The sequence below is a fragment of the Providencia zhijiangensis genome, assembly GCF_030315915.2.
In the GTDB taxonomy this organism is placed as follows: domain Bacteria; phylum Pseudomonadota; class Gammaproteobacteria; order Enterobacterales; family Enterobacteriaceae; genus Providencia; species Providencia zhijiangensis.
The window spans coordinates 3,646,192-3,666,641 of the sequence record NZ_CP135990.1 but is presented as its reverse complement, the minus strand read 5'-3'; the positions used below and the strand labels follow the sequence as shown (position 1 = coordinate 3,666,641).

Sequence of the window (20,450 nt, the reverse complement as noted above, 5' to 3'; positions counted from 1 at the left end):
TGATGAGTGCAATAACAGCATTTGAGGTGATCCCTTGTCACCGACAGTTACATAAGTTTGGGGGAAGTAGTTTAGCTGATGTGAAATGTTATCAGCGTGTCGCCACCATTATGGCGAACTACAGCCAACCCGGCGATTTAATGGTTGTTTCTGCGGCAGGGAGTACCACAAACCAGCTGATAAGTTGGCTTAAACTGAGCCAGAGTGATCGTATTTCTGCCCATCAAGTACAGCAAGCGCTACGCCGCTACCAGCAAGATTTGATTAGCGGCCTACTTCCTGAAGAGAAGGCCGATGAGCTCAATCAGCTATTTGTTGCGGATTTAGAACGCCTCAGCGGGCTACTGGATAAACCTATCAATGATGCCACTTACGCAGAAGTCGTGGGGCACGGTGAAATCTGGTCAGCACGTTTAATGTCCGCCGTGCTTGAACAGTTTGATATGGCAAGCGCTTGGTTAGATGCACGTGCATTTTTGCGCGCAGAAAGAGCCGCGCAACCACAGGTGGATGAGGTTCAATCCCGCCATCTCTTACAGCAATTATTGGTGCAACATCCCCAGCGCCGCCTTGTGGTCACAGGGTTTATCTCCCGCAACCAAAAAGGTGAAACCGTCTTATTGGGGCGTAACGGCAGCGACTATTCGGCTACCCAAGTTGGGGCATTAGCTGATGTCGGCAAAGTCACCATTTGGAGTGACGTGGCCGGGGTATACAGCGCGGATCCTCGCAAAGTAAAAGATGCGTGCTTGCTACCATTGTTGCGGTTAGATGAAGCCAGTGAATTGGCACGCCTTGCCGCACCTGTCTTACATACGCGTACTTTGCAGCCGGTTTCTGTCAGCAACATTGATTTGCAGCTGCGCTGTAGCTACCAACCGGAACAAGGCTCCACCAAAATTGAGCGTGTATTAGCGTCGGGTACAGGGGCAAAAATTGTCACCAGCCATAACGATGTGTGCTTAATTGAGCTGCGAATTGCCGCAGGGCGCGATTTTAACCAAATCTGCAAGGATGTGGATTTATTATTAAAACGCGTACAACTTCGCCCTCTGGCGCGAGGTGTTCACCATGATCGCGCTATCTTGCAACTGTGCTACACCTCGGAAGTGGTCGAAAGTGCATTGAATGTGTTGGAAGAAGCGGCATTGCCGGGGTCTCTTTCATTACGTGAAGGTTTTTCACTGGTGGCTCTGGTTGGTGCTGGTGTGTGTAAAAAACCGCTGCACAGCCACCGCTTTTATGAAGAACTCAAAGGGCAGCCGGTTGAGTTTATCTGGCACTCAGAAGATGGCATTAGCTTAGTCGCGGTACTGCGTACTAATCAAACTGAGCATATTATTCAAGGCATGCACCAAAGCTTATTCCGTGCCGAAAAGCGCATTGGCTTAGTGTTGTTTGGTAAAGGTAATATTGGCGCTCGTTGGTTAGAGCTGTTTTCGGTCGAGCAGCAAAATATTTCTGCTCGCAGTGACTTTGATTTTGTCTTGGCGGGCGTGGTAGATAGCCGCCGCAGTTTATTGAATTACCAAGGTATCGACCCAAGCCGCGCATTAGCCTTCTTTGATGACGAAGCAGTTGAGCACCAAGACGATAATCTGTTTTTATGGATGCGAGCGCACCCTTATGATGACCTGATTGTGTTGGATGTCACCGCCAGCGGCGAGCTCGCCAATAGTTATGTGGATTTTGCGAGCTATGGTTTCCACGTTATCAGTGCAAACAAACTTGCAGGGGCGGCGCCTACTCAGCAATACCGTGATATTCGTGATGCGTTTGCGAAGACGGGGCGCCATTGGCTCTACAACGCGACCGTCGGCGCGGGGTTGCCGATCAACTACGCCGTGCGCGATCTCAAAGAAAGTGGTGACGCGATTCTGGCGATCAGTGGGATCTTCTCCGGCACATTATCGTGGCTATTCTTGCAATTTGATGGCTCTGTGCCTTTCAGTGAGCTTGTCGAGCAAGCTTGGCAGCAAGGATTAACAGAACCGGATCCTCGCATCGATTTATCTGGGCAAGATGTGATGCGCAAGCTCATTATTCTAGCGCGAGAAGCGGGCTATGATATCGAACCGGATGACGTGCGCGTGGAATCATTAGTGCCAGCGCAAGCGGAAACGGGCTCACTGGATGAATTCTTTGAAAATAGCGCCGTGATTAACGATCAGATGCAGCAGCGCTTAGAAGCCGCGAAGGAGCTAGGATTAGTGCTACGTTATGTAGCGCGGTTTGATGCGGTGAAAGGTAAAGCAAAAGTGGGTGTCGAGGCGGTTAAACCTGAGCATCCGTTAGCCTCTTTATTACCGGGGGATAACGTTTTTGCCATTGAAAGCCGTTGGTATCGTGATAACCCATTGGTGATCCGCGGACCGGGAGCAGGTCGCGATGTGACCGCTGGCGCTATCCAATCTGACTTGAATCGACTTTCTCAGCTTTTATAAAATCAGCAACGCACGGGGTAGATAAACTCGTGCGTTCTCTTCATTTCTCAAATTTTCCCATTCCTATTTTATTCTTAAATAAGATTCATGACTTAAAAGTGCTGAATCGACGATAGATTGCGCTGACGCAATACTTAAATAAGAAAAATTAATAAAAATAGTGCTGTAATTAAATTTCAGAAAAATCACCCAAAGCGCTTTTTTTCTGATATGAATATAGGGTACAGGGTGAAATTCGCGGTCTGCATCACAAAACATAATTCTAGCCGACTGAAATTTTATTACAGGAAATCCAGCGCAGTTTGTTAACCGTTCACGAGAAGCGGGGTGGCATCCTGCCAACAGCACAAGATCAGGAGTCCCATGAATCAGCAATATTCCGCAATGCGCAGTAATGTCAGTATGTTGGGTAAGCTACTCGGTGATACCATCAAAGACGCTCTTGGTGAAGATATCCTCGATAAAGTCGAATCTATTCGCAAGTTATCCAAATCCTCCCGCGCAGGTAATGAAGTTCAGCGCCAAAAATTATTAATGACTTTGCAAACACTCACCAACGATGAGCTATTACCCGTTGCGAGGGCATTCAACCAATTCTTAAACTTAACCAACGTGGCAGAGCAATACCACAGTATTTCTCCCCACGGTGAAGCGGCGAGTAACCCTGTTGCCCTACAGAAATTATTTGGGCGTTTAAAAGAGCATGATTTTAGCCACGGTGATATTCAAAAAGCCGTTGAAGAGCTCTCTATTGAGCTGGTACTGACTGCCCATCCAACCGAAATCGCCCGCCGCACCTTAATTCACAAACTGGTTGAGGTGAACACCTGTTTATCCCAGCTCGACCATGATGATTTAGCGGATTACGAACGCAACAATATTATGCGTCGCTTACGTCAATTGGTGGCGCAATCTTGGCATACCGATGAAATTCGTAAAATTCGCCCTACGCCAATCGATGAAGCCAAATGGGGCTTTGCGGTTGTTGAAAACTCATTGTGGGAAGGGGTTCCGGCATTTTTACGGGAATTCAATGAACAGCTCGAAGAGTCCATTGGGGCTGAATTACCTGTCGAAGCCAACCCAATCCGCTTTACGTCATGGATGGGGGGCGACCGTGATGGCAACCCGAATGTGACCGCGGAAGTGACTCGCCACGTTCTATTATTAAGCCGTTGGAAAGCTGCCGATTTATTCTTGAAAGATATTCAGGTCTTGGTGTCGGAGCTTTCTATGACGGAAGCGACGCCAGAACTACGTGCGCTGGCGGGCGGCGATGATGTGGATGAGCCATATCGCCAAATTGCCAAAAATCTGCGTAGCCAACTGTTCTCTACATTGGAATATTTAGAGCGCCGAGTGAAAGGCGAGCAAGTTCTGCCACCAGCGGATTTACTGACGGATAACGCGCAACTGTGGGATCCGCTGTATACCTGCTACCAATCGCTAGTTGCTTGTAATATGAGCATTATTGCTAATGGTTCACTGTTAGATACGCTGCGCCGTATTCGCAGCTTTGGTCTGCAATTGGTGCGTATCGATGTGCGCCAAGAAAGCACTCGCCATACAGATGCGCTGTCTGAACTGACAGAATATTTGGGACTGGGTAACTATGGCGATTGGTCAGAACAAGAGAAACAAGATTTCTTACTGACTGAGCTGCAATCTCGTCGTCCGCTGATCCCACAAGACTGGCAACCGACAGCTGAAACGCAAGAAGTGTTCGAAACTTGCCGCGTTATCGCTAAAGCGAAGAATGACTCTATCGCCGCTTACGTGATTTCGATGGCGAAAGTGCCATCCGACGTTTTAGCCGTCAAACTCCTGCTAAAAGAAGCGGGTGCTTCGATTAAATTGCCGGTTGCGCCACTGTTCGAAACCCTTGAAGACTTAAATAACGCCGAAAGCGTGATGACTAAGTTGCTCAGCATTGAGTGGTATCGTGAGCTGATTGATGATCGCCAAATGGTGATGATTGGTTACTCGGACTCTGCAAAAGATGCGGGTGTGATGGCGGCATCATGGGCGCAGTATCGTGCACAAGATGCCCTGATTAAGTTGTGCGATAAAGAAGGCGTAAAACTGACACTGTTCCATGGGCGTGGCGGCACCATTGGCCGCGGTGGTGCTCCGGCACACTCTGCACTACTTTCCCAACCACCGGGAAGCTTAAAAGGCGGACTGCGTGTGACGGAACAAGGCGAGATGATCCGCTTTAAGTTTGGTCTCCCGCAAGTGACCATTAGCAGCTTAGCCATGTATGCGAGCGCTATCCTTGAAGCTAACTTACTGCCACCGCCAGAGCCGAAAGAAGAGTGGAAGGCGGTGATGAATTCGCTGTCTGATGTGTCTTGCGCGATGTATCGCGATTATGTGCGTGAACAGCCTGACTTTGTCCCGTATTTCCGTGCGGCGACCCCAGAGTTAGAGCTGGGTAAATTGCCATTAGGTTCTCGCCCTGCAAAACGTCGTCCTACTGGGGGCGTTGAAACCCTTCGCGCTATCCCTTGGATTTTTGCGTGGACACAAAACCGCTTGATGTTGCCCGCGTGGTTAGGGGCAGGTGCGGCGCTGAAACATGTTATCGAAAAAGAAGGCAAGCAAGCGGTACTGGATGAAATGTGGCAAGAGTGGACATTCTTCAAAACCCGTATTGCGATGCTGGAAATGGTGTACGCGAAAGCCGATTTATGGCTGGCGGAATACTATGACCATTGCCTCGTTGAAAAACGTTTATGGCCTCTGGGACAAAAGCTGCGTGACCAGTTATCTGAAGATATTAAGAGTGTTTTAGCTGTTTCTAAAGATGAAGCGTTGATGGCGGATTTACCGTGGATTGCAGAATCTATCGCGCTACGTAACGTCTATACTGACCCACTGAACGTTCTTCAAGCCGAATTGCTCCAACGTTCTCGTCAACAAGAGCATCCAGACCCACGTGTGGAGCAAGCGTTGATGGTGACCATTGCTGGTGTTGCGGCGGGTATGCGTAATACCGGATAACGATTAGTTTCTGTCAGTAAAAAGGCTGCCAATTGGCAGCCTTTTTCGTTTATGGTTGAACGTTATTTTTTGTTCTGATCATTATGGATCAGATGGTAAGGCGAACGCGCCCGTGGATGGATAAAGAAATGGTTAGTTGGGGCATTGTGCGTTTTGATATGCACCATGGAGACGTTGGTGGATTTTCCGGCTTTATTGTGGAATGCATAAATCACAAAAGGTAGCAGGAAGATAATCACAAAACTGACCGCTAGCAGCGTTACGTAAGTCGTATCATCTGCTCCGCCTGGTAATGAACTTGGCGGGAAGAATGACACCACAAATGCCAGAATTGAGATCACTAACCCAACAAACGCGATTAATAATTTAAAGCCTTTACCGCCCGGTACGTTGAATGCCCGTTTTTTATCTGATTGTTTGCAGACTAAATGCATATAACCGAGGAACAGCATAAAGTAGCTACACAGATAAATAACAACAGTTAATGCCAGCGCTATCAGGAAGGACATATTCCCGCCGCCGCCTGTGTTGGTGAGGACAATAATCGCCACCGTGGTGATCAGTAATTGGGAAATGACTAACGTGACTGGTACGCCGTTTTTATTCACTTTGGCAAAGCTTTTCGGCAGAATTCCTTTTTGTGCAGCGACATACATCCCACGGGAAGGCCCTACAATCCAAGAGGCAATTTCCGCTAATACGCCGAGTAACAGCAACGCAGCAATAATCCGTACTGCCCACTCTAAGGTGGAATTAAAGTGGCTAACGAGAACTTCAAAGGTTTGTACCACACCCGCAGACAGGTTGATTTCGCTGTTAGGGATCACGGCAGCAACCGATAAACCACCAATAGAGCTTAAGCAAATCGCCGCAATCATCAGTAAAAACATTGCCGCAGGATAATCTCGACCAGGGTTTTTCATTTCGTTGACGTGGGTTGCTGAGGCTTCAACACCCATGTAACTGAGAATAAAGGCAACAAAGACCACTAATGTGCCGATTTGAGTGAAGTCAGGAATAAAGGTTTTTGTGCTCATCTCGATAGCTAAAGGGGCACCACTTGCCAAGTAGCTAATCGCTAGCCCAACGAGAATTAAAGCCGGTAATAAAATCCCAGCAAAGAAACCGACTTTTGCGATACTTGCTGTATATTTGGTTCCCCCAAATTGGGTAAAGGCGAGAACCCATAAAATTACCAGAGCACCGATAGTTTTGGTGACGGGATCGGTATTGAGCTCTGGCCAATTTAATATGTAGGATAGGGCGCCGAGTACAAAGTACAGCATCGGAATAAAGCCTATCGCAATTTGTAAATAACCAAATGAAATCGCCGCAAATCCCCAACGCTCTCCCAATGTGTTGGAAACCCACGCGAAAATTCCCCCTTCTTCCCAGCCTTCAACGGTAGCCATTTCGGCAGCACATAAGGCTACGGGGATAAACCATAGCAATCCCCCTAAGAGTAAAAAGAAAACTAAACTGAAACCCGATGTGGCGAATGTCGGATATTCATAGACCGCCATCACCATAGACGCGGTGATCGCAAAAAAACCTAACAAGGTGAGTTGTTTTGCGGCTGGAGCTGTTGTTGACGTCGCCATGCCTATTCTCCTGTCATATGTTTTACGAAGTCAGTCGGCGCATAAATGAATACGCCGACTGGATAAACGACTAAGGATTAGCTGTGATTGAAACCGCCGCTTTCTTCTTCAGAAAGTGGTGTACTGACAGGGTGTTTCTCGAAATATTCGAGGGTGCGTTTGAAGTCTTCGATGAGTAATGAGGCGAGGTCGAGGCTGACACCGTGACGGACTAAAATACGCTGGATCACCAGATCTTCACGGTTTGCAGGCATTGAGTAAGCGGGGACTTGCCAGCCGCGGCTACGTAGTTTGTCTGCAATATCATATAAAGAGTAGTTACTGGTTTTCGCACCGTCTTTTAATTTCCATGCCAGTGCTGGGATACCTTTGGCACTATCGCCATCAAAAATCATCTCAAATGGGCCCAGTTTTTCAATTTCACGGGCAAGGTATTGAGCGGTGGCATAGCAGGCATTATGAATTTTGGCGTATCCTTCGCGACCAAGACGCAGGAAGTTGTAATACTGTGCAATGATTTGTCCACCCGGACGAGAGAAGTTTAATGCGAAGGTTGGCATGTTACCGCCAAGGTAGTTCACATTGAAAATGAGCTCTTCTGGGAGATCTTTTGCTTCACGCCAAATTACCCAACCAGCGCCTAATGGCGCTAAACCAAATTTGTGTCCAGATGCGTTGATGGATTTAACGCGAGGTAAACGGAAATCCCATTCCAGTGTAGGCGCACAGAAAGGCGCGAGGAAACCACCACTTGCACCATCCACGTGGATAGGAATGTCTAAGCCCGTTTCTTTTTGCAGTTTATCCAATGCATCATGAACAGCTTTCACGGGTTCGTATTGGCAAGTGAACGTCACGCCTAGAGTTGGAACGACGCCGATAGTATTTTCATCAACGCGTTTGATAACTTCTTCTGGGCTCATGATCAGGCGGTCGCCTTCGAGCGGAATTTCACGCAGTTCGACATCAAAATAACGGGCAAATTTATGCCAACAAATCTGGACAGGACCACAGATTAAGTTAGGTTTATCGGTTGGTTTTCCTTTGGCTGCTTGTTTTTTACGCCATTGCCATTTTAACGCCAGCCCCCCTAACATTGCGGCTTCTGAAGAGCCAATCGTTGAGCAGCCTAATGTGTTGAGCGCGTCAGGAGAGTTCCATAAATCAGCGAGCATATGCACGCAGCGGTTTTCAATTTCGGCAGTTTGCGGATATTCGTCTTTATCAATCATGTTTTTGTCGATAGAGAGATCCATCAAACTACGAATTTCGTCATCTACCCATGTTTGGCAAAATGTCGCTAAGTTTTGTCGGGAATTACCATCTAGCATTAGCTCATCACGAACTGCACTAAATACATTTCTCGGGTCGCTTTCTTTGATTGGGAATTTCGTTTTTGGTAAGGATTGGGATAAATCAAATGAAGCATAAATATCATCTAATTCACTATATTTTGAAGATACTGATTTATTATTCATACAACGAATCTCCTCAATAATTGAGATGTTATTACTAGGAATGATCAATAATCTTATATTTTCATATAAGCATAAAAATAAAACAGAATAAAGTTCTTTAAAAGAAAGTCTGATTTTAATAGTGTTTTTTTTGATTATTTGTTTTCATGGTAAATATGATTTAAATTCGAAGTTAATCAGGTATAACAATTTATCAACATTGTTAATCTGGGTTTTCACTACGTCATTCAATGTGAAAAAATGAGTTGCATCAATGGGATGTGCGGTTTCCTTGATTTTGTAAGCTATTGAAAAAATAATATTTTCATTATCAGGAAAATAATGGTGAAGAAGGATAAAATAGCGTTTTATGTGGTTTTTAATGATATTAAGCAGTACATCATTAAAAGACTATTTGTTTTGGATTGATCTAATTTCAGGTTTTTAATTAAATATTTAATGTATTTTAATTCTATTTGGACATATTCAATTAATTATTTATGCCATAATTTTAATATCTAGTCTAATAATGACTGGTTTTAGCCTGTATTAACTATGGAAAATGGAATTATAGAGAATGGCGATAAATAGAATAGAGGAAAGGGGAATATGACTGGGTTAATTCACGATAAATGAATTAACCCGATAAGTAATATGGAATAAAGTGGCTGCTTCACCTTACACCCAATTATTTTGGTCTAACGCCTAATGTATGGCAAATGGCGTAAGTCAATTCAGAGCGGTTTAAGGTGTAAAAATGGAAATCTTTTACGCCTTCACGACTTAAAATTTTCACCATGTCCATGGCAATTGACGCACCAACAAGATTGCGGCTTTCAGGGTCATCATCTAAGCCTTCGTACATTCTATTCATCCAACTTGGGATACGCACATTGGTGATTTTGGCAAAACGTTCTAGCTGGCGGAAGTTAGAAACAGGCAAAATTCCCGGTACGATTTCCACATCAATACCCGTTGCTACGCAGCGGTCACGAAAACGTAGGTAGCTTTCAACATCAAAGAAAAATTGGGTAATGGCACGGTTGGCTCCGGCTTCAATCTTTTTCTTCAAATTGATTAAGTCAGCCTGAGCACTTTTGGCCTCAGGGTGTACTTCAGGGTAAGCGGCGACGGAAATGTCAAAGTCAGCTTCAGTTTTCAGTAATTCAACCAAGTGCTCTGCATACATATCGGGCTTACGGCTGTTATCAGGAAGGTCTCCCCGTAATGCCACAATATGGCGAATACCGTTGTTCCAATAATCTCGAGCGATAGTTTTTAGCTCATCAGGGCTGGCATCGATGCAGGTTAAGTGCGGTGCGGCTACTAATCCTGTTTTGTCTTTGATATCTTTAATGATGCTATGGGTTCTATCTCGCTCACCGGAGTTAGCGCCGTAGGTGACAGAGACAAAATTCGGTTTTAAGACCTTGAGCCTATCGATAGATTTCCACAATGTCTGTTCCATTTCTGCTGAGCGAGGTGGGAAAAATTCAAATGAGACATTAATCTGCCCATCTAATTCAGCTAAATTCTGGTTCAACGCCTCGCGCTGATTTGCGTGAAAGAAACTCATACCCTGTGACCTCGCCTCAAGAAACTGATTATGTAATGATTATTTTCGTTATTTGATTATATGCATTCTTTTGTACTTCTATACGTTTAGACGTCCAAATAGAGATTACGCGATATTGAGAGAGAGAGTCAACTCCTAAATCAAATTTGGAATTGATGTTTTTTCAGGCGCAATAAGAGAAAAATTCATGATGGGGAAATGCGGAGCCGAGTGACTCCGCATGCGGTACAACATTACTTAGTAAAACATTATTCAATAAAACACTATTCAGTAAAACAGAAGTGCTCGACCATTTGGCTGATGAGTTGGCGGGTTGGTTCAATAAAGCTCATATCGATGAACTCATCAGGCTGGTGGGCTTGTTCAATAGAGCCGGGGCCCAGCACCAGTGTCGGGCAAAGTTCTTGGATAAATGGCGCCTCCGTACAGTAGTTTACGGTTTCCGCTTTTTTACCTAATAACTGCTCAATGACTGCGACCATTTTATGATCTGTCGGGCATTCATAGCCAGGGATCGGGGGGTGCATCTCTTCAATGGCTAAGCGACCCGGCCATTTTGCTCGAACGGGTTCGAGAGTTTCATTGAGTAGCTCGTCCAGATCTTGCAACGTTAAACCTGGCAGTGGGCGAATATCCATATGTAATTCACAGCAACCACAAATTCGGTTCGCTGCATCACCACCATGAATATGACCAAAGTTCATGGTTGGATACGGGATCACAAACGCAGGGTTGTTATAGCGCTCTTTCAATGTATTTCTCAAAGTCATTAAGTGAGAGATAGATTCATGCATTAATTCAATGGCATTAACGCCTCTATCTGGATCACTGGAATGCCCAGATTGACCTGTAATACGAATGGCATTGGAAAGGTGTCCTTTATGCGCGCGAATAGGCTGTAATGACGTCGGTTCACCAATGATGGCGAAATCAGGGCGTAATTCGGTACTGGCGGCAAAAAAGCGAGCACCAGCCATCGAGGTTTCTTCATCTGCCGTGGCAAGAATATGCAGAGGGCGCTTTAAGGTACTGAGGTCAACATCACGCAGCGCATCAATAATAAAGGCAAAAAAACCTTTCATATCGGCGGTGCCTAGCCCATACAACTTGCCATTATGTTCGGTGAGTTTAAACGGATCTTTACTCCAGCGACCCTCATCAAATGGCACGGTGTCCGTATGACCACATAGCATCAATCCTCCGTTACCCTCGCCAATCGAGGCTAACAGGTTATATTTATCTCGGGTATCAGGGACCGGTTGAATATTCACAGTAAAGCCTAAGGTTTCTAACCATCCACCTAATAGCTCCACCAGCGCTCGGTTACTCTGATCGAGTTGCGAATCGGTCGCACTAATCGACGGCGTGGCGATTAATTGACGATAAATCTCAATAAATGCAGGTAATTTAATATTCACTGTTGACAGCCTTTATCCATAATAGTATCAATATTCATGCACTTTATTTGAATAAAAATACACATTAAACTGTTTGGGTCACGAGTACAAGGTAGAAAACACATGTTGAACACACTCATTGTCGGGGCCAGTGGTTATACTGGAGCAGAATTAGCCGCTTACTTACAACGTCATCCCGATATTCATCTTTCTGGGCTGATGGTTTCTGCACAAAGTGCGGATGCAGGTAAATGCTTTTCTGATTTACATCCCCAGTATAAAGGCATTATCGACCTTCCGGTTCGGCCGCTTACCGATGTGGCTGAGGCAGCAAAAGGGGTCGATGTTGTTTTCCTCGCGACCGCCCATGAAGTGAGTCATGACATCGCGCCCCAGTTTCTTGAAGCGGGTTGCGTGGTGTTTGACCTTTCGGGTGCTTATCGTGTTCAAGATGCAGCTTTTTATCCGCAATACTACGGTTTCGAACATACAAATACCCAGTGGTTAATGCAAGCAGTTTACGGTTTAGCGGAATGGCAGGCAGATAAAATCCGTCAAGCTCAGCTGATTGCGGTGCCGGGGTGTTATCCAACGGTTTCTCAACTTTCATTAAAGCCGCTGATTGAAGCGGATTTGCTCGATGAAAACATGTGGCCAGTGATTAATGCGACCAGTGGAGTTTCAGGGGCAGGGCGCAAAGCTTCCATGACGAACAGCTTTTGCGAAGTGAGCTTACAGCCTTACGGTATTTTCACTCACCGTCATCAACCTGAAATCGCGACGCATCTAGGTAGAAATGTGATTTTCACGCCACATTTAGGCAATTTTGCACGGGGCATACTGGCGACCATCACTTGCAAAGTGAAAGCCGGCGTTACAGCGGAGCAAATTAGCCAAACATTTAAAGATGCGTATCACGATAAACCGTTAGTCCGTTTATATGATAAAGGCGTTCCTGCACTGAAATCGGTGGTTGGCACGCCATTTTGTGATATCGGCTTTGTATTGAAAGGTGAGCACCTGATTTTAGTAGGTACAGAAGATAACCTATTAAAAGGTGCCGCAGCGCAAGCGGTTCAGTGCATGAATATTCGGTTTGGTTTCAACGAAACGCAATCATTACTTTAATGCTCTTATGGCAATTTATTAAGGATAAATCCCCATGCAACCTTTAGTCATTAAATTGGGTGGTGTGTTACTCGATAGCGAAGAAGCCCTAGAAAGATTATTTACGGCGATCCAAACCTACCGTCAGGCTCATCAACGTGAGCTGGTGATTGTTCACGGTGGTGGGTGTTTAGTCGATGAATTAATGCAAAAACTGCAATTACCCGTCGTGAAAAAGCAAGGATTGCGTGTCACACCAGCAGATCAAATTGACATTATTACGGGTGCACTAGCCGGAACGGCGAATAAAACCTTGTTGGCATGGGCGATTAAACATCAATTGCAAGCGGTGGGTTTATCCCTTGGGGATGGGCACAGTGCAGTGGTTACGCAAATTAATGATGAACTCGGTCATGTGGGTAGTGCGAAAGCGGGTGATGCGAAGTTACTGAAACTATTACTGTCTGCGGGATATTTGCCAATCATTAGCTCTATCGGGATCACTGAAGAGGGGCAACTGATGAATGTCAATGCAGACCAAGCGGCGACAGCGATTGCTCAAGCACTGAATGCAGATTTAGTCCTGCTTTCTGATGTGAGCGGTATTTTGGATGGTAAAGGCCAAAAGATTGATGAAATGACCACCGCTAAAGCGCAGAAACTGATTGATCAAGGCATCATCACGGATGGAATGATTGTTAAAGTGAATGCGGCGTTAGAAGCGGCGTCCACATTGCAACGTCCAGTGGATATTGCGAGCTGGCGCCATGCGGAACAGTTGCCATCATTATTTAATGGCACCGCGATTGGCACACGAATTCTTGCTTCTTGAGTGCAGAACTGAGCAAGCAAATAGACAAATCAAACATTTATTTTAAAAGAATTGGGATAGGTAATTTATGAAAAAGGGCATTAAGAAGATTGTATTAGCGTACTCCGGTGGATTAGACACGTCGGCTATCATTCCATGGTTAAAAGAAAACTACGATGACTGTGAAGTCGTGGCATTCGTTGCTGATGTGGGTCAAGACAGAGAAGACTTAGTCGGTGTTGAGAAAAAGGCCCTGCAATCAGGTGCTTCTGAATGCTATGTAGTTGACCTGCGTGAAGAATTTATCAAGGAATATATCTACCCAGTGCTGAAAACAGGTGCGCTGTATGAAGGTAGCTATTTACTGGGTACGTCAATGGCGCGTCCAATTATCGCTAAAGCACAAGTTGAAATCGCACTGAAAGTTGGTGCAGATGCCGTCGCGCACGGCGCGACCGGTAAAGGTAACGACCAAGTGCGTTTCGAAAGCACTTACACCGCATTAGCACCACAACTGAAAGTGGTTGCACCATGGCGTGAGTGGGACTTACGTTCCCGTGAAGCTCTGCTGGATTACCTGAAAGAACGTAATATTCCAACAACTGCTAGCTTAGAGAAAATCTACAGCCGTGATGAAAACGCATGGCACATTTCTACCGAAGGCGGCGTATTGGAAAGCACATGGAATGCCGCTAACCAAGATTGCTGGGTATGGACTGTTGATCCGAAAGACGCACCGGATGAAGCTGAGCTGGTGACGGTTGGCGTGAAACACGGCGAAGTGGTTTCTGTAAACGGGAAAGCGCTGTCTCCATTAGGCTGTTTAGAAACATTAAATACGCTGGGTGCAAAACATGGCGTGGGCCGTATCGATATCGTGGAAAACCGTTTAGTGGGTATGAAATCCCGTGGCTGCTATGAAACCCCAGGGGGCACCATCATGATGGCAGCACTGCGTGGTGTTGAGCAATTAGTATTAGACCGCGATAGCTACAAATGGCGTGAACAGCTAGGTCTGGAAATGTCTTATGTGGTGTATGACGGTCGCTGGTTTGCGCCACTTCGTCATTCTTTGCAAGCAGCAGCAGAATCTCTGGCTCAGGATGTGACCGGTGAAGTGGTTCTGAAATTGTATAAAGGGCAAGTGACGGCTATCCAGAAGAAAGCGGATAAGAGCCTGTACTCTGAAGAGTTTGCAACATTTGGTGAAGATGAAGTTTACGATCACAGCCATGCTGGTGGGTTTATCCGCCTCTACTCACTCTCTTCACGTATTCGTGCGCTGAAAGAACAGAACAAAGCAAAATAGTTTTATCAGTATGACTCCGACAGCCAAATAAGGCTGTCGGGCAGATACTTATTTTATCAATCAGGTAGGGACTCGTTATGGCACTTTGGGGTGGACGTTTTAGTCAGCAGGCAGATCAACGGTTTAAACAATTCAATGATTCACTGCGTTTTGATTATCGCTTAGCTGAGCAGGATATTATTGGCTCTGTGGCATGGTCAAAAGCATTGGTCACAGTTGGCGTGCTGTCTGATAGCGAGCAAAAATCTCTCGAGCAAGCACTCAATGCGCTATTGGCGGAAGTGCAAGCCGATCCTGAGATTATCTTGCAAAGTGACGCCGAAGATATCCATAGCTGGGTAGAAGGTAAACTGATTGATAAAGTCGGTGATTTAGGGAAAAAGCTGCACACAGGTCGTAGCCGTAATGACCAAGTCGCAACGGACTTAAAACTGTGGTGTAAAGACCAAGTGGCGCTGTTATTAGAAGCCGTCACCGAATTACAAAAAGCGTTGGTCATCACCGCTGAAAATAACCAAGATGCAGTGATGCCGGGCTATACCCACTTACAACGTGCTCAACCAGTGACATTCGCCCATTGGTGTTTAGCGTATAACGAAATGTTGTCTCGTGATGAAAGCCGTTTGCAAGATACTTTAAAGCGTTTAGATGTCAGCCCATTAGGTTGTGGGGCTTTGGCGGGTACGGCCTATGATATTGACCGTGAGCAATTAGCATCATGGTTAGGCTTTTCATCCGCAACGCGTAACAGTTTAGATACCGTTTCTGATAGAGACCATGTGTTAGAACTTTTATCTGACGCCAGCATCGGCATGGTGCATTTATCTCGCTTTGCTGAAGATTTGATTTTCTTCAACAGTGGTGAAGCAGGGTTTGTGGAGTTATCCGATAAAGTGACTTCAGGCTCGTCGCTGATGCCGCAAAAGAAAAATCCTGATGCATTGGAGTTAATTCGTGGTAAATGTGGCCGTGTTCAAGGGGCATTGACTGGCATGATGATGACCCTGAAAGGGTTGCCGCTTGCTTACAACAAAGATATGCAAGAAGACAAAGAAGGATTATTCGATGCCCTCGATACATGGTTAGATTGTATGCATATGGCTGTACTCGTTCTGGATGGTATCCAAATTCGTCGTCCTCGTTGTGAAGATGCAGCAAAACAAGGTTATGCAAATGCGACTGAGCTGGCGGATTATCTAGTGGCGAAAGGCGTTCCATTCCGTGAAGCTCACCATATTGTGGGTGAAGCGGTGGTGGCTGCGATAGCGCAGGGTAAGGCATTAGAAGAGATGGCATTAAGTGATTTGCAAAAATTCAGTGCAACTATCCAACTGGATGTGTATGAGATTTTATCTCTACAATCTTGTCTTGATAAGCGATTAGCAAAAGGTGGGGTATCTCAAAAGCAGGTAGCAAAAGCTATTGTGGATGCGAGAACTCGCTTGAAGATGTAAATAAAGACATGTAGAAAAAATGGGGGGTAGCATGGCTACCCCAATTTCCATAACGTTTAATCTTAACTATATTTAATTGTTAACATACCCATCTGTTTGTCTTCATTCACCCAATCATAAGAATAAACACTTCGACCGCCATTCAGGACTTTCCAACCTTGAGTTTTCACTAACTTTTTCAGATCAATGTTATTGGCAACCATATCGTCATTGTCGTTCAGACAATTTACAGTGACATTATTATTATTTACTTCATTCAAGCAAGATGCATAGACAATTGAGCCTGTAAATTGGATGGTACCGTTATGTTCGCTGTTTTCTGCATAGGCATTAACGGCGCTAAAAGCAGGAACGAGTAATAATGCCATGACTGCGCGAAAGAAGGTTTTTTTAGCGATTGATGGTAAATTTTTCATAATAGTATCCCCTAACTGATTTGTGTTTAATCAATTTGTTTAAGTGTATTAATTTAATTAATTCGGTATTGCGTAAGATATATATTAGCTACTTTTCTTTTTTCAATTACCTCGTGCTATTTGATGGGGCTTATAATAATTCAAATAACTCCATTAAGGTGTAAATATTGAAAATCAAATGTATGGAAATTTTAAAATTAAATTAAACAATATGGGATAAGTTAAATATAGTATAAGTAAAAACATATACCCATAAAAAACTAGTTAAGAACCAATTTGTTTATAATTTTGATACAAGAAACTTACTTATCATATATTGATGAATTAAATTGCTAGTTATTGAGTTTTGAGTACACTCATTCGTTAGGTGAGTGATAATGAATATTGAAATCTATGCAGATCACTTTAATATATTCTTTTATATGTATTTACAAACTTTAATTAAATATGAAAGAGAATATAACAAAATGTTTCATTACTATGAGCTAATACTTAATAAAGCTATATCCCTTATTTTTGCTATTACCTCATTTTCGGGTATTAAGTCCTATTAGCTTGTTTGGTAGCCATTCTATATAGGAATTTAAGAGCAATTATCAGGATGGCTAAGTATCAATATAAATACTCTAATAATGGGTAATATGTATTTAACATTTAGCATCATTGCTATTGAGTATTATTCAGCTATCCAAAGCCATCATTGGCAAATGGATTCAACTAATTTGAATAAATGATTATTTATTTTAATGGTTTTTATGGGGTTATTGATAGCTCTTTACCAATTCATGATTCTTATCAACGTAATTTCTAAATTGTGCTAATTGCGTTCAAGTAGGTATATTATTGGCATTAAGGTGATTAACTTCAACGTTAAAAATATTTAAAAATATGTCAAAAAAAACAAATAATTAATTTTGTATGTTATTATTTTTAATAAAATTATTCATTTTTTCTTCTGATATTGCTCGATGAGGAAAGTGTAGTGAGGTTGATAGGTTTAGTGGATGCCTCTGGTGATTCATTGAACTAGTTCGTAAGTGCGATAATGAGAAGAAAGATATATTAAGAAGTTTATTGGAATAGTTACTTGAATATTTTTTAATACATAATAATTACTCTTTTAGCGAGTAAAAATGGTTGATTGTTGCATATTGAAATCATTTTTTATTCGGAAAAAGACTGATACATTTATTTTCCATATATTACAGTTTGTTTCATATTTAAATGAGATTTTTCTTAAAAAAATTTAAATATTGCTTTTTATTTTTATCAATAGATGAAACGTTATATATTCTCTATAATGATTGGTATTATCTATATAGTCAGGCATAACGAGAGGAAAAAGGCGGATGAATATTCGTGATCTGGAGTACCTAGTTGCACTTGCTGAGCACAAGCACTTTAGACGTGCTGCGGATTCTTGCCATGTAAGTCAGCCTACGCTGAGCGGTCAAATTCGTAAGCTTGAAGAAGAGCTCGGCGTGATGCTATTAGAAAGAACCAGCCGAAAAGTGCTTTTTACTCAACAAGGTTTATTGCTCGTTGAGCAAGCAAGAACGATCTTAAGAGAGATAAAAGTTCTACAAGAAATGGCCGCTTTACAAGGTGAAAGCATGTCAGGGCCTTTACATATAGGACTGATCCCAACTGTTGCACCTTATTTGCTTCCGCACATTATTCCTGAATTACACCGTGTGCACCCTAAATTAGAAATTTACTTACACGAAGCACAAACTCAGCAATTATTAGCTCAGTTAGATAGTGGTAAGTTGGATTGCGCCATTCTGGCAGAAGTCAAAGAAACGGAACCATTTATTGTGGTGCCATTATTTGAAGAGCCAATGAAACTCGCGATTTATGAAAATCACCCATGGCATGACCGTGACACGGTTGAAATGGGCGAATTAGCGGGTGAAAAATTATTGATGTTGGAAGATGGTCACTGTTTACGTGATCAAGCGATGGGATTCTGTTTCCAAGCCGGGGCAAAAGAAGATACCCATTTCAGAGCGACAAGCTTAGAAACGCTGAGAAACATGGTAGCAGCGGGTAGCGGAATTACATTGCTGCCTGATTTGGCTGTACCTCATGAGGCTTGTCGGGATGGCGTTTGTTACTTGAACTGTATTGAACCTGAGCCAAAACGCCGCATTGTATTAGTTTATCGTCCGGGCTCTCCATTGCGTGGACGTTATGAGCAGCTTGCTGAGACAATTTACAGCTCGATGGATAAGTACTACAGAAATAAAAAGTAAGCGATAAAAACAAAAAAAGTGATTGCGGGAATAAACCTGCAATCACTTATTCTAAAGCCAATCATTCAGTGTAAAGCGTAGAGAACCGCTAAAACAGTCGATTTAGACCATTCAATGCCGCAACTCGGAACGCTTCAGCCATGGTTGGATAGTTAAATGTGGTATTAATGAAGTATTCGATGGTATTCCCTTCACCTTTTTGTTCCATAATCGCTTGGCCGATATGAATAATTTCAGCCGCTCTCTCACCGAAACAGTGAATACCTAAAATTTGAAGAGTTTCTCTATGGAAGAGAATTTTCAAACTACCCACATTCATGCCAGCAATCTGTGCTCGTGCTAAATGTTTAAACTGAGCACGACCAACTTCATAAGGGACTTTCATTGCCGTCAATTCTTGTTCTGTTTTACCCACGGAACTAATTTCTGGAATGGTATAAATGCCCGTCGGAATATCTTCAACTAAATGGGCATTACCTAAGCCAGAGGTAATTGCACGAGCCGCAATGCGCCCTTGATCATAAGCCGCAGAAGCTAGGCTTGGATAGCCAATCACATCGCCAACAGCATAGATATGCTCATTACTGGTGCGATAAGCATGGTCAACTTTGACTAAGCCGCGACCATCCGCTTCGATCCCCACATTCGCCAGACCGATATTATCAGTATTACCAGTACGACCGTTCGCGAACAATAAGCAATCTGCTTTCACTTTCTTACCTGATTTAAGATGAACAATAACGCCATCATCTAAACCTTCAATCTTCTCATATTCTTCGTTGTGACGGATAACTACGCCACTGTTCCAGAAATGGTAAGACAATGCATCAGACATCTCTTGATCAAGGAATGCCAATAAGTGATCGCGAGTGTTGATCAAATCGACTTTGACCCCTAACCCACGAAATATGGATGCGTACTCACAACCAATCACACCCGCACCATAAATAATCACATGGCGAGGTTCGTGGGAAAGGCTGAGAATGGTATCGCTGTTATAAATTCGGGAGTGGGTAAAATCAACATCAGGCGGGCAATAAGGTCGTGATCCAGTCGCAATGATAATTTTATCTGCGCTAAGGACATCACAACTTCCATCTGCATAGCGTACGCTAACATGTTGATCATCAACAAAAGTTGCTTCACCAGAAAACATTTGGCAACCATTGCGTTCATAAAACCCTTCACGCATACGAGTTTGTTGACTTATAACGGTTTCGGCATGAGTAAGAATTTCAGAAAAAGAGGAGCGTAAACTGCGGGAATTATCACTATATAGAGGGTTTTGATTAAATTCGATAATTCGACTAACAGCATGACGAAGGGCTTTAGAGGGAATAGTACCCCAGTGGGTACAGCCGCCGCCGACACTGTTATAACGTTCTATAACAGCAACGTTTTTTCCTTGTTTAACCAGGCCCATAGCGGCACCTTCACCACCAGGACCTGAACCAATGACAATTGCATCAAAATGGGTATGTTGTTGCATGAGGTAAGCCTGTTTTAATTCTAGGGACGTTGTGATAGTAACATTCGTTTGCCATCTTGTCTCAATTCGAAATCCTAAAGACAAATAAGTATAGAAAGCAGATAAAAATAAAGGCGCGCAAAGTATATAAA

General features: G+C 43.8%; 13 protein-coding genes. 7 read left to right on the top strand and 6 right to left on the bottom strand.

Going from position 1 to position 20,450, the window contains the following annotated elements:
• Positions 1-2 precede the first annotated feature (2 nt).
• Positions 3-2,444 (top strand): bifunctional aspartate kinase/homoserine dehydrogenase II, encoded by a 2,442-nt coding sequence (locus tag QS795_RS16860; RefSeq protein WP_154638644.1) that lies wholly within the window; start codon positions 3-5, stop codon positions 2,442-2,444.
• Positions 2,445-2,807: 363 nt separating this feature from the next.
• Complete coding sequence (gene ppc / locus QS795_RS16855) at positions 2,808-5,447, top strand: phosphoenolpyruvate carboxylase (protein WP_286272359.1); 2,640 nt, start codon at positions 2,808-2,810, stop codon at positions 5,445-5,447.
• 62 nt (positions 5,448-5,509) lie between these two features.
• Here ppc and gadC read toward each other — a convergent pair whose 3' ends face one another.
• From gadC to argE, 4 genes are all read right to left on the bottom strand, one after another.
• Positions 5,510-7,048, bottom strand: a complete 1,539-nt coding sequence (gene gadC, locus QS795_RS16850; RefSeq protein ID WP_154603283.1) for a glutamate/gamma-aminobutyrate antiporter — start codon at positions 7,046-7,048, stop codon at positions 5,510-5,512.
• Positions 7,049-7,125: 77 nt separating this feature from the next.
• Positions 7,126-8,526 carry a glutamate decarboxylase gene (locus tag QS795_RS16845; protein ID WP_154603284.1) on the bottom strand — a complete coding sequence of 467 codons (1,401 nt, stop codon included), beginning with the start codon at positions 8,524-8,526 and terminating at the stop codon, positions 7,126-7,128.
• 667 nt (positions 8,527-9,193) lie between these two features.
• Positions 9,194-10,081 (bottom strand): methylenetetrahydrofolate reductase, encoded by an 888-nt coding sequence (gene metF, locus QS795_RS16840; protein WP_036950884.1) that lies wholly within the window; start codon positions 10,079-10,081, stop codon positions 9,194-9,196.
• Between the two features lie 263 nt (positions 10,082-10,344).
• Positions 10,345-11,499, bottom strand: coding sequence for an acetylornithine deacetylase (gene argE, locus QS795_RS16835; protein ID WP_181477707.1), 1,155 nt, complete (start codon positions 11,497-11,499; stop codon positions 10,345-10,347).
• A 102-nt stretch (positions 11,500-11,601) separates the two neighbouring features.
• Here argE and argC point away from each other — a divergent pair, with 102 nt between their 5' ends.
• The 4 genes from argC (at position 11,602) to argH (ending at position 16,159) form a co-directional block, all read left to right on the top strand.
• Complete coding sequence (gene argC / locus QS795_RS16830) at positions 11,602-12,606, top strand: N-acetyl-gamma-glutamyl-phosphate reductase (RefSeq protein WP_286272360.1); 1,005 nt, start codon at positions 11,602-11,604, stop codon at positions 12,604-12,606.
• A gap of 34 nt (positions 12,607-12,640) precedes the next feature.
• Positions 12,641-13,417, top strand: a complete 777-nt coding sequence (gene argB / locus QS795_RS16825) for an acetylglutamate kinase (RefSeq protein WP_036950890.1) — start codon at positions 12,641-12,643, stop codon at positions 13,415-13,417.
• Between the two features lie 67 nt (positions 13,418-13,484).
• The gene (locus QS795_RS16820; protein WP_036950892.1) at positions 13,485-14,705 is read left to right on the top strand and encodes an argininosuccinate synthase; all 1,221 of its coding nucleotides are present in this window, start codon (positions 13,485-13,487) and stop codon (positions 14,703-14,705) included.
• A gap of 77 nt (positions 14,706-14,782) precedes the next feature.
• Positions 14,783-16,159 carry an argininosuccinate lyase gene (argH, locus tag QS795_RS16815; RefSeq protein WP_286272365.1) on the top strand — a complete coding sequence of 459 codons (1,377 nt, stop codon included), beginning with the start codon at positions 14,783-14,785 and terminating at the stop codon, positions 16,157-16,159.
• 62 nt (positions 16,160-16,221) lie between these two features.
• Here argH and QS795_RS16810 read toward each other — a convergent pair whose 3' ends face one another.
• Positions 16,222-16,575, bottom strand: a complete 354-nt coding sequence (locus tag QS795_RS16810; RefSeq protein WP_154603289.1) for a hypothetical protein — start codon at positions 16,573-16,575, stop codon at positions 16,222-16,224.
• A gap of 1,349 nt (positions 16,576-17,924) precedes the next feature.
• On the opposite strand from QS795_RS16810, the gene oxyR reads away from it, so the two are divergent.
• Positions 17,925-18,830, top strand: a complete 906-nt coding sequence (gene oxyR, locus QS795_RS16805; RefSeq protein ID WP_036950898.1) for a DNA-binding transcriptional regulator OxyR — start codon at positions 17,925-17,927, stop codon at positions 18,828-18,830.
• Positions 18,831-18,918: 88 nt separating this feature from the next.
• Here oxyR and sthA read toward each other — a convergent pair whose 3' ends face one another.
• Positions 18,919-20,319, bottom strand: a complete 1,401-nt coding sequence (gene sthA / locus QS795_RS16800; RefSeq protein ID WP_036950900.1) for a Si-specific NAD(P)(+) transhydrogenase — start codon at positions 20,317-20,319, stop codon at positions 18,919-18,921.
• Between the last annotated feature and the right edge of the window lie 131 nt (positions 20,320-20,450).

Bases quoted from the DNA above. Each gene is read 5' to 3' on its own strand.
- QS795_RS16860 (WP_154638644.1), top strand. From the start codon at position 3: ATGAGTGCAATAACAGCATTTGAGGTGATCCCTTGTCACCGACAGTTA.
- ppc (WP_286272359.1), top strand. From the start codon at position 2,808: ATGAATCAGCAATATTCCGCAATGCGCAGTAATGTCAGTATGTTGGGT.
- gadC (WP_154603283.1), bottom strand. From the start codon at position 7,048: ATGGCGACGTCAACAACAGCTCCAGCCGCAAAACAACTCACCTTGTTA.
- QS795_RS16845 (WP_154603284.1), bottom strand. From the start codon at position 8,526: ATGAATAATAAATCAGTATCTTCAAAATATAGTGAATTAGATGATATT.
- metF (WP_036950884.1), bottom strand. From the start codon at position 10,081: ATGAGTTTCTTTCACGCAAATCAGCGCGAGGCGTTGAACCAGAATTTA.
- argC (WP_286272360.1), top strand. From the start codon at position 11,602: ATGTTGAACACACTCATTGTCGGGGCCAGTGGTTATACTGGAGCAGAA.
- argB (WP_036950890.1), top strand. From the start codon at position 12,641: ATGCAACCTTTAGTCATTAAATTGGGTGGTGTGTTACTCGATAGCGAA.
- QS795_RS16820 (WP_036950892.1), top strand. From the start codon at position 13,485: ATGAAAAAGGGCATTAAGAAGATTGTATTAGCGTACTCCGGTGGATTA.
- argH (WP_286272365.1), top strand. From the start codon at position 14,783: ATGGCACTTTGGGGTGGACGTTTTAGTCAGCAGGCAGATCAACGGTTT.
- QS795_RS16810 (WP_154603289.1), bottom strand. From the start codon at position 16,575: ATGAAAAATTTACCATCAATCGCTAAAAAAACCTTCTTTCGCGCAGTC.
- oxyR (WP_036950898.1), top strand. From the start codon at position 17,925: ATGAATATTCGTGATCTGGAGTACCTAGTTGCACTTGCTGAGCACAAG.
- sthA (WP_036950900.1), bottom strand. From the start codon at position 20,319: ATGCAACAACATACCCATTTTGATGCAATTGTCATTGGTTCAGGTCCT.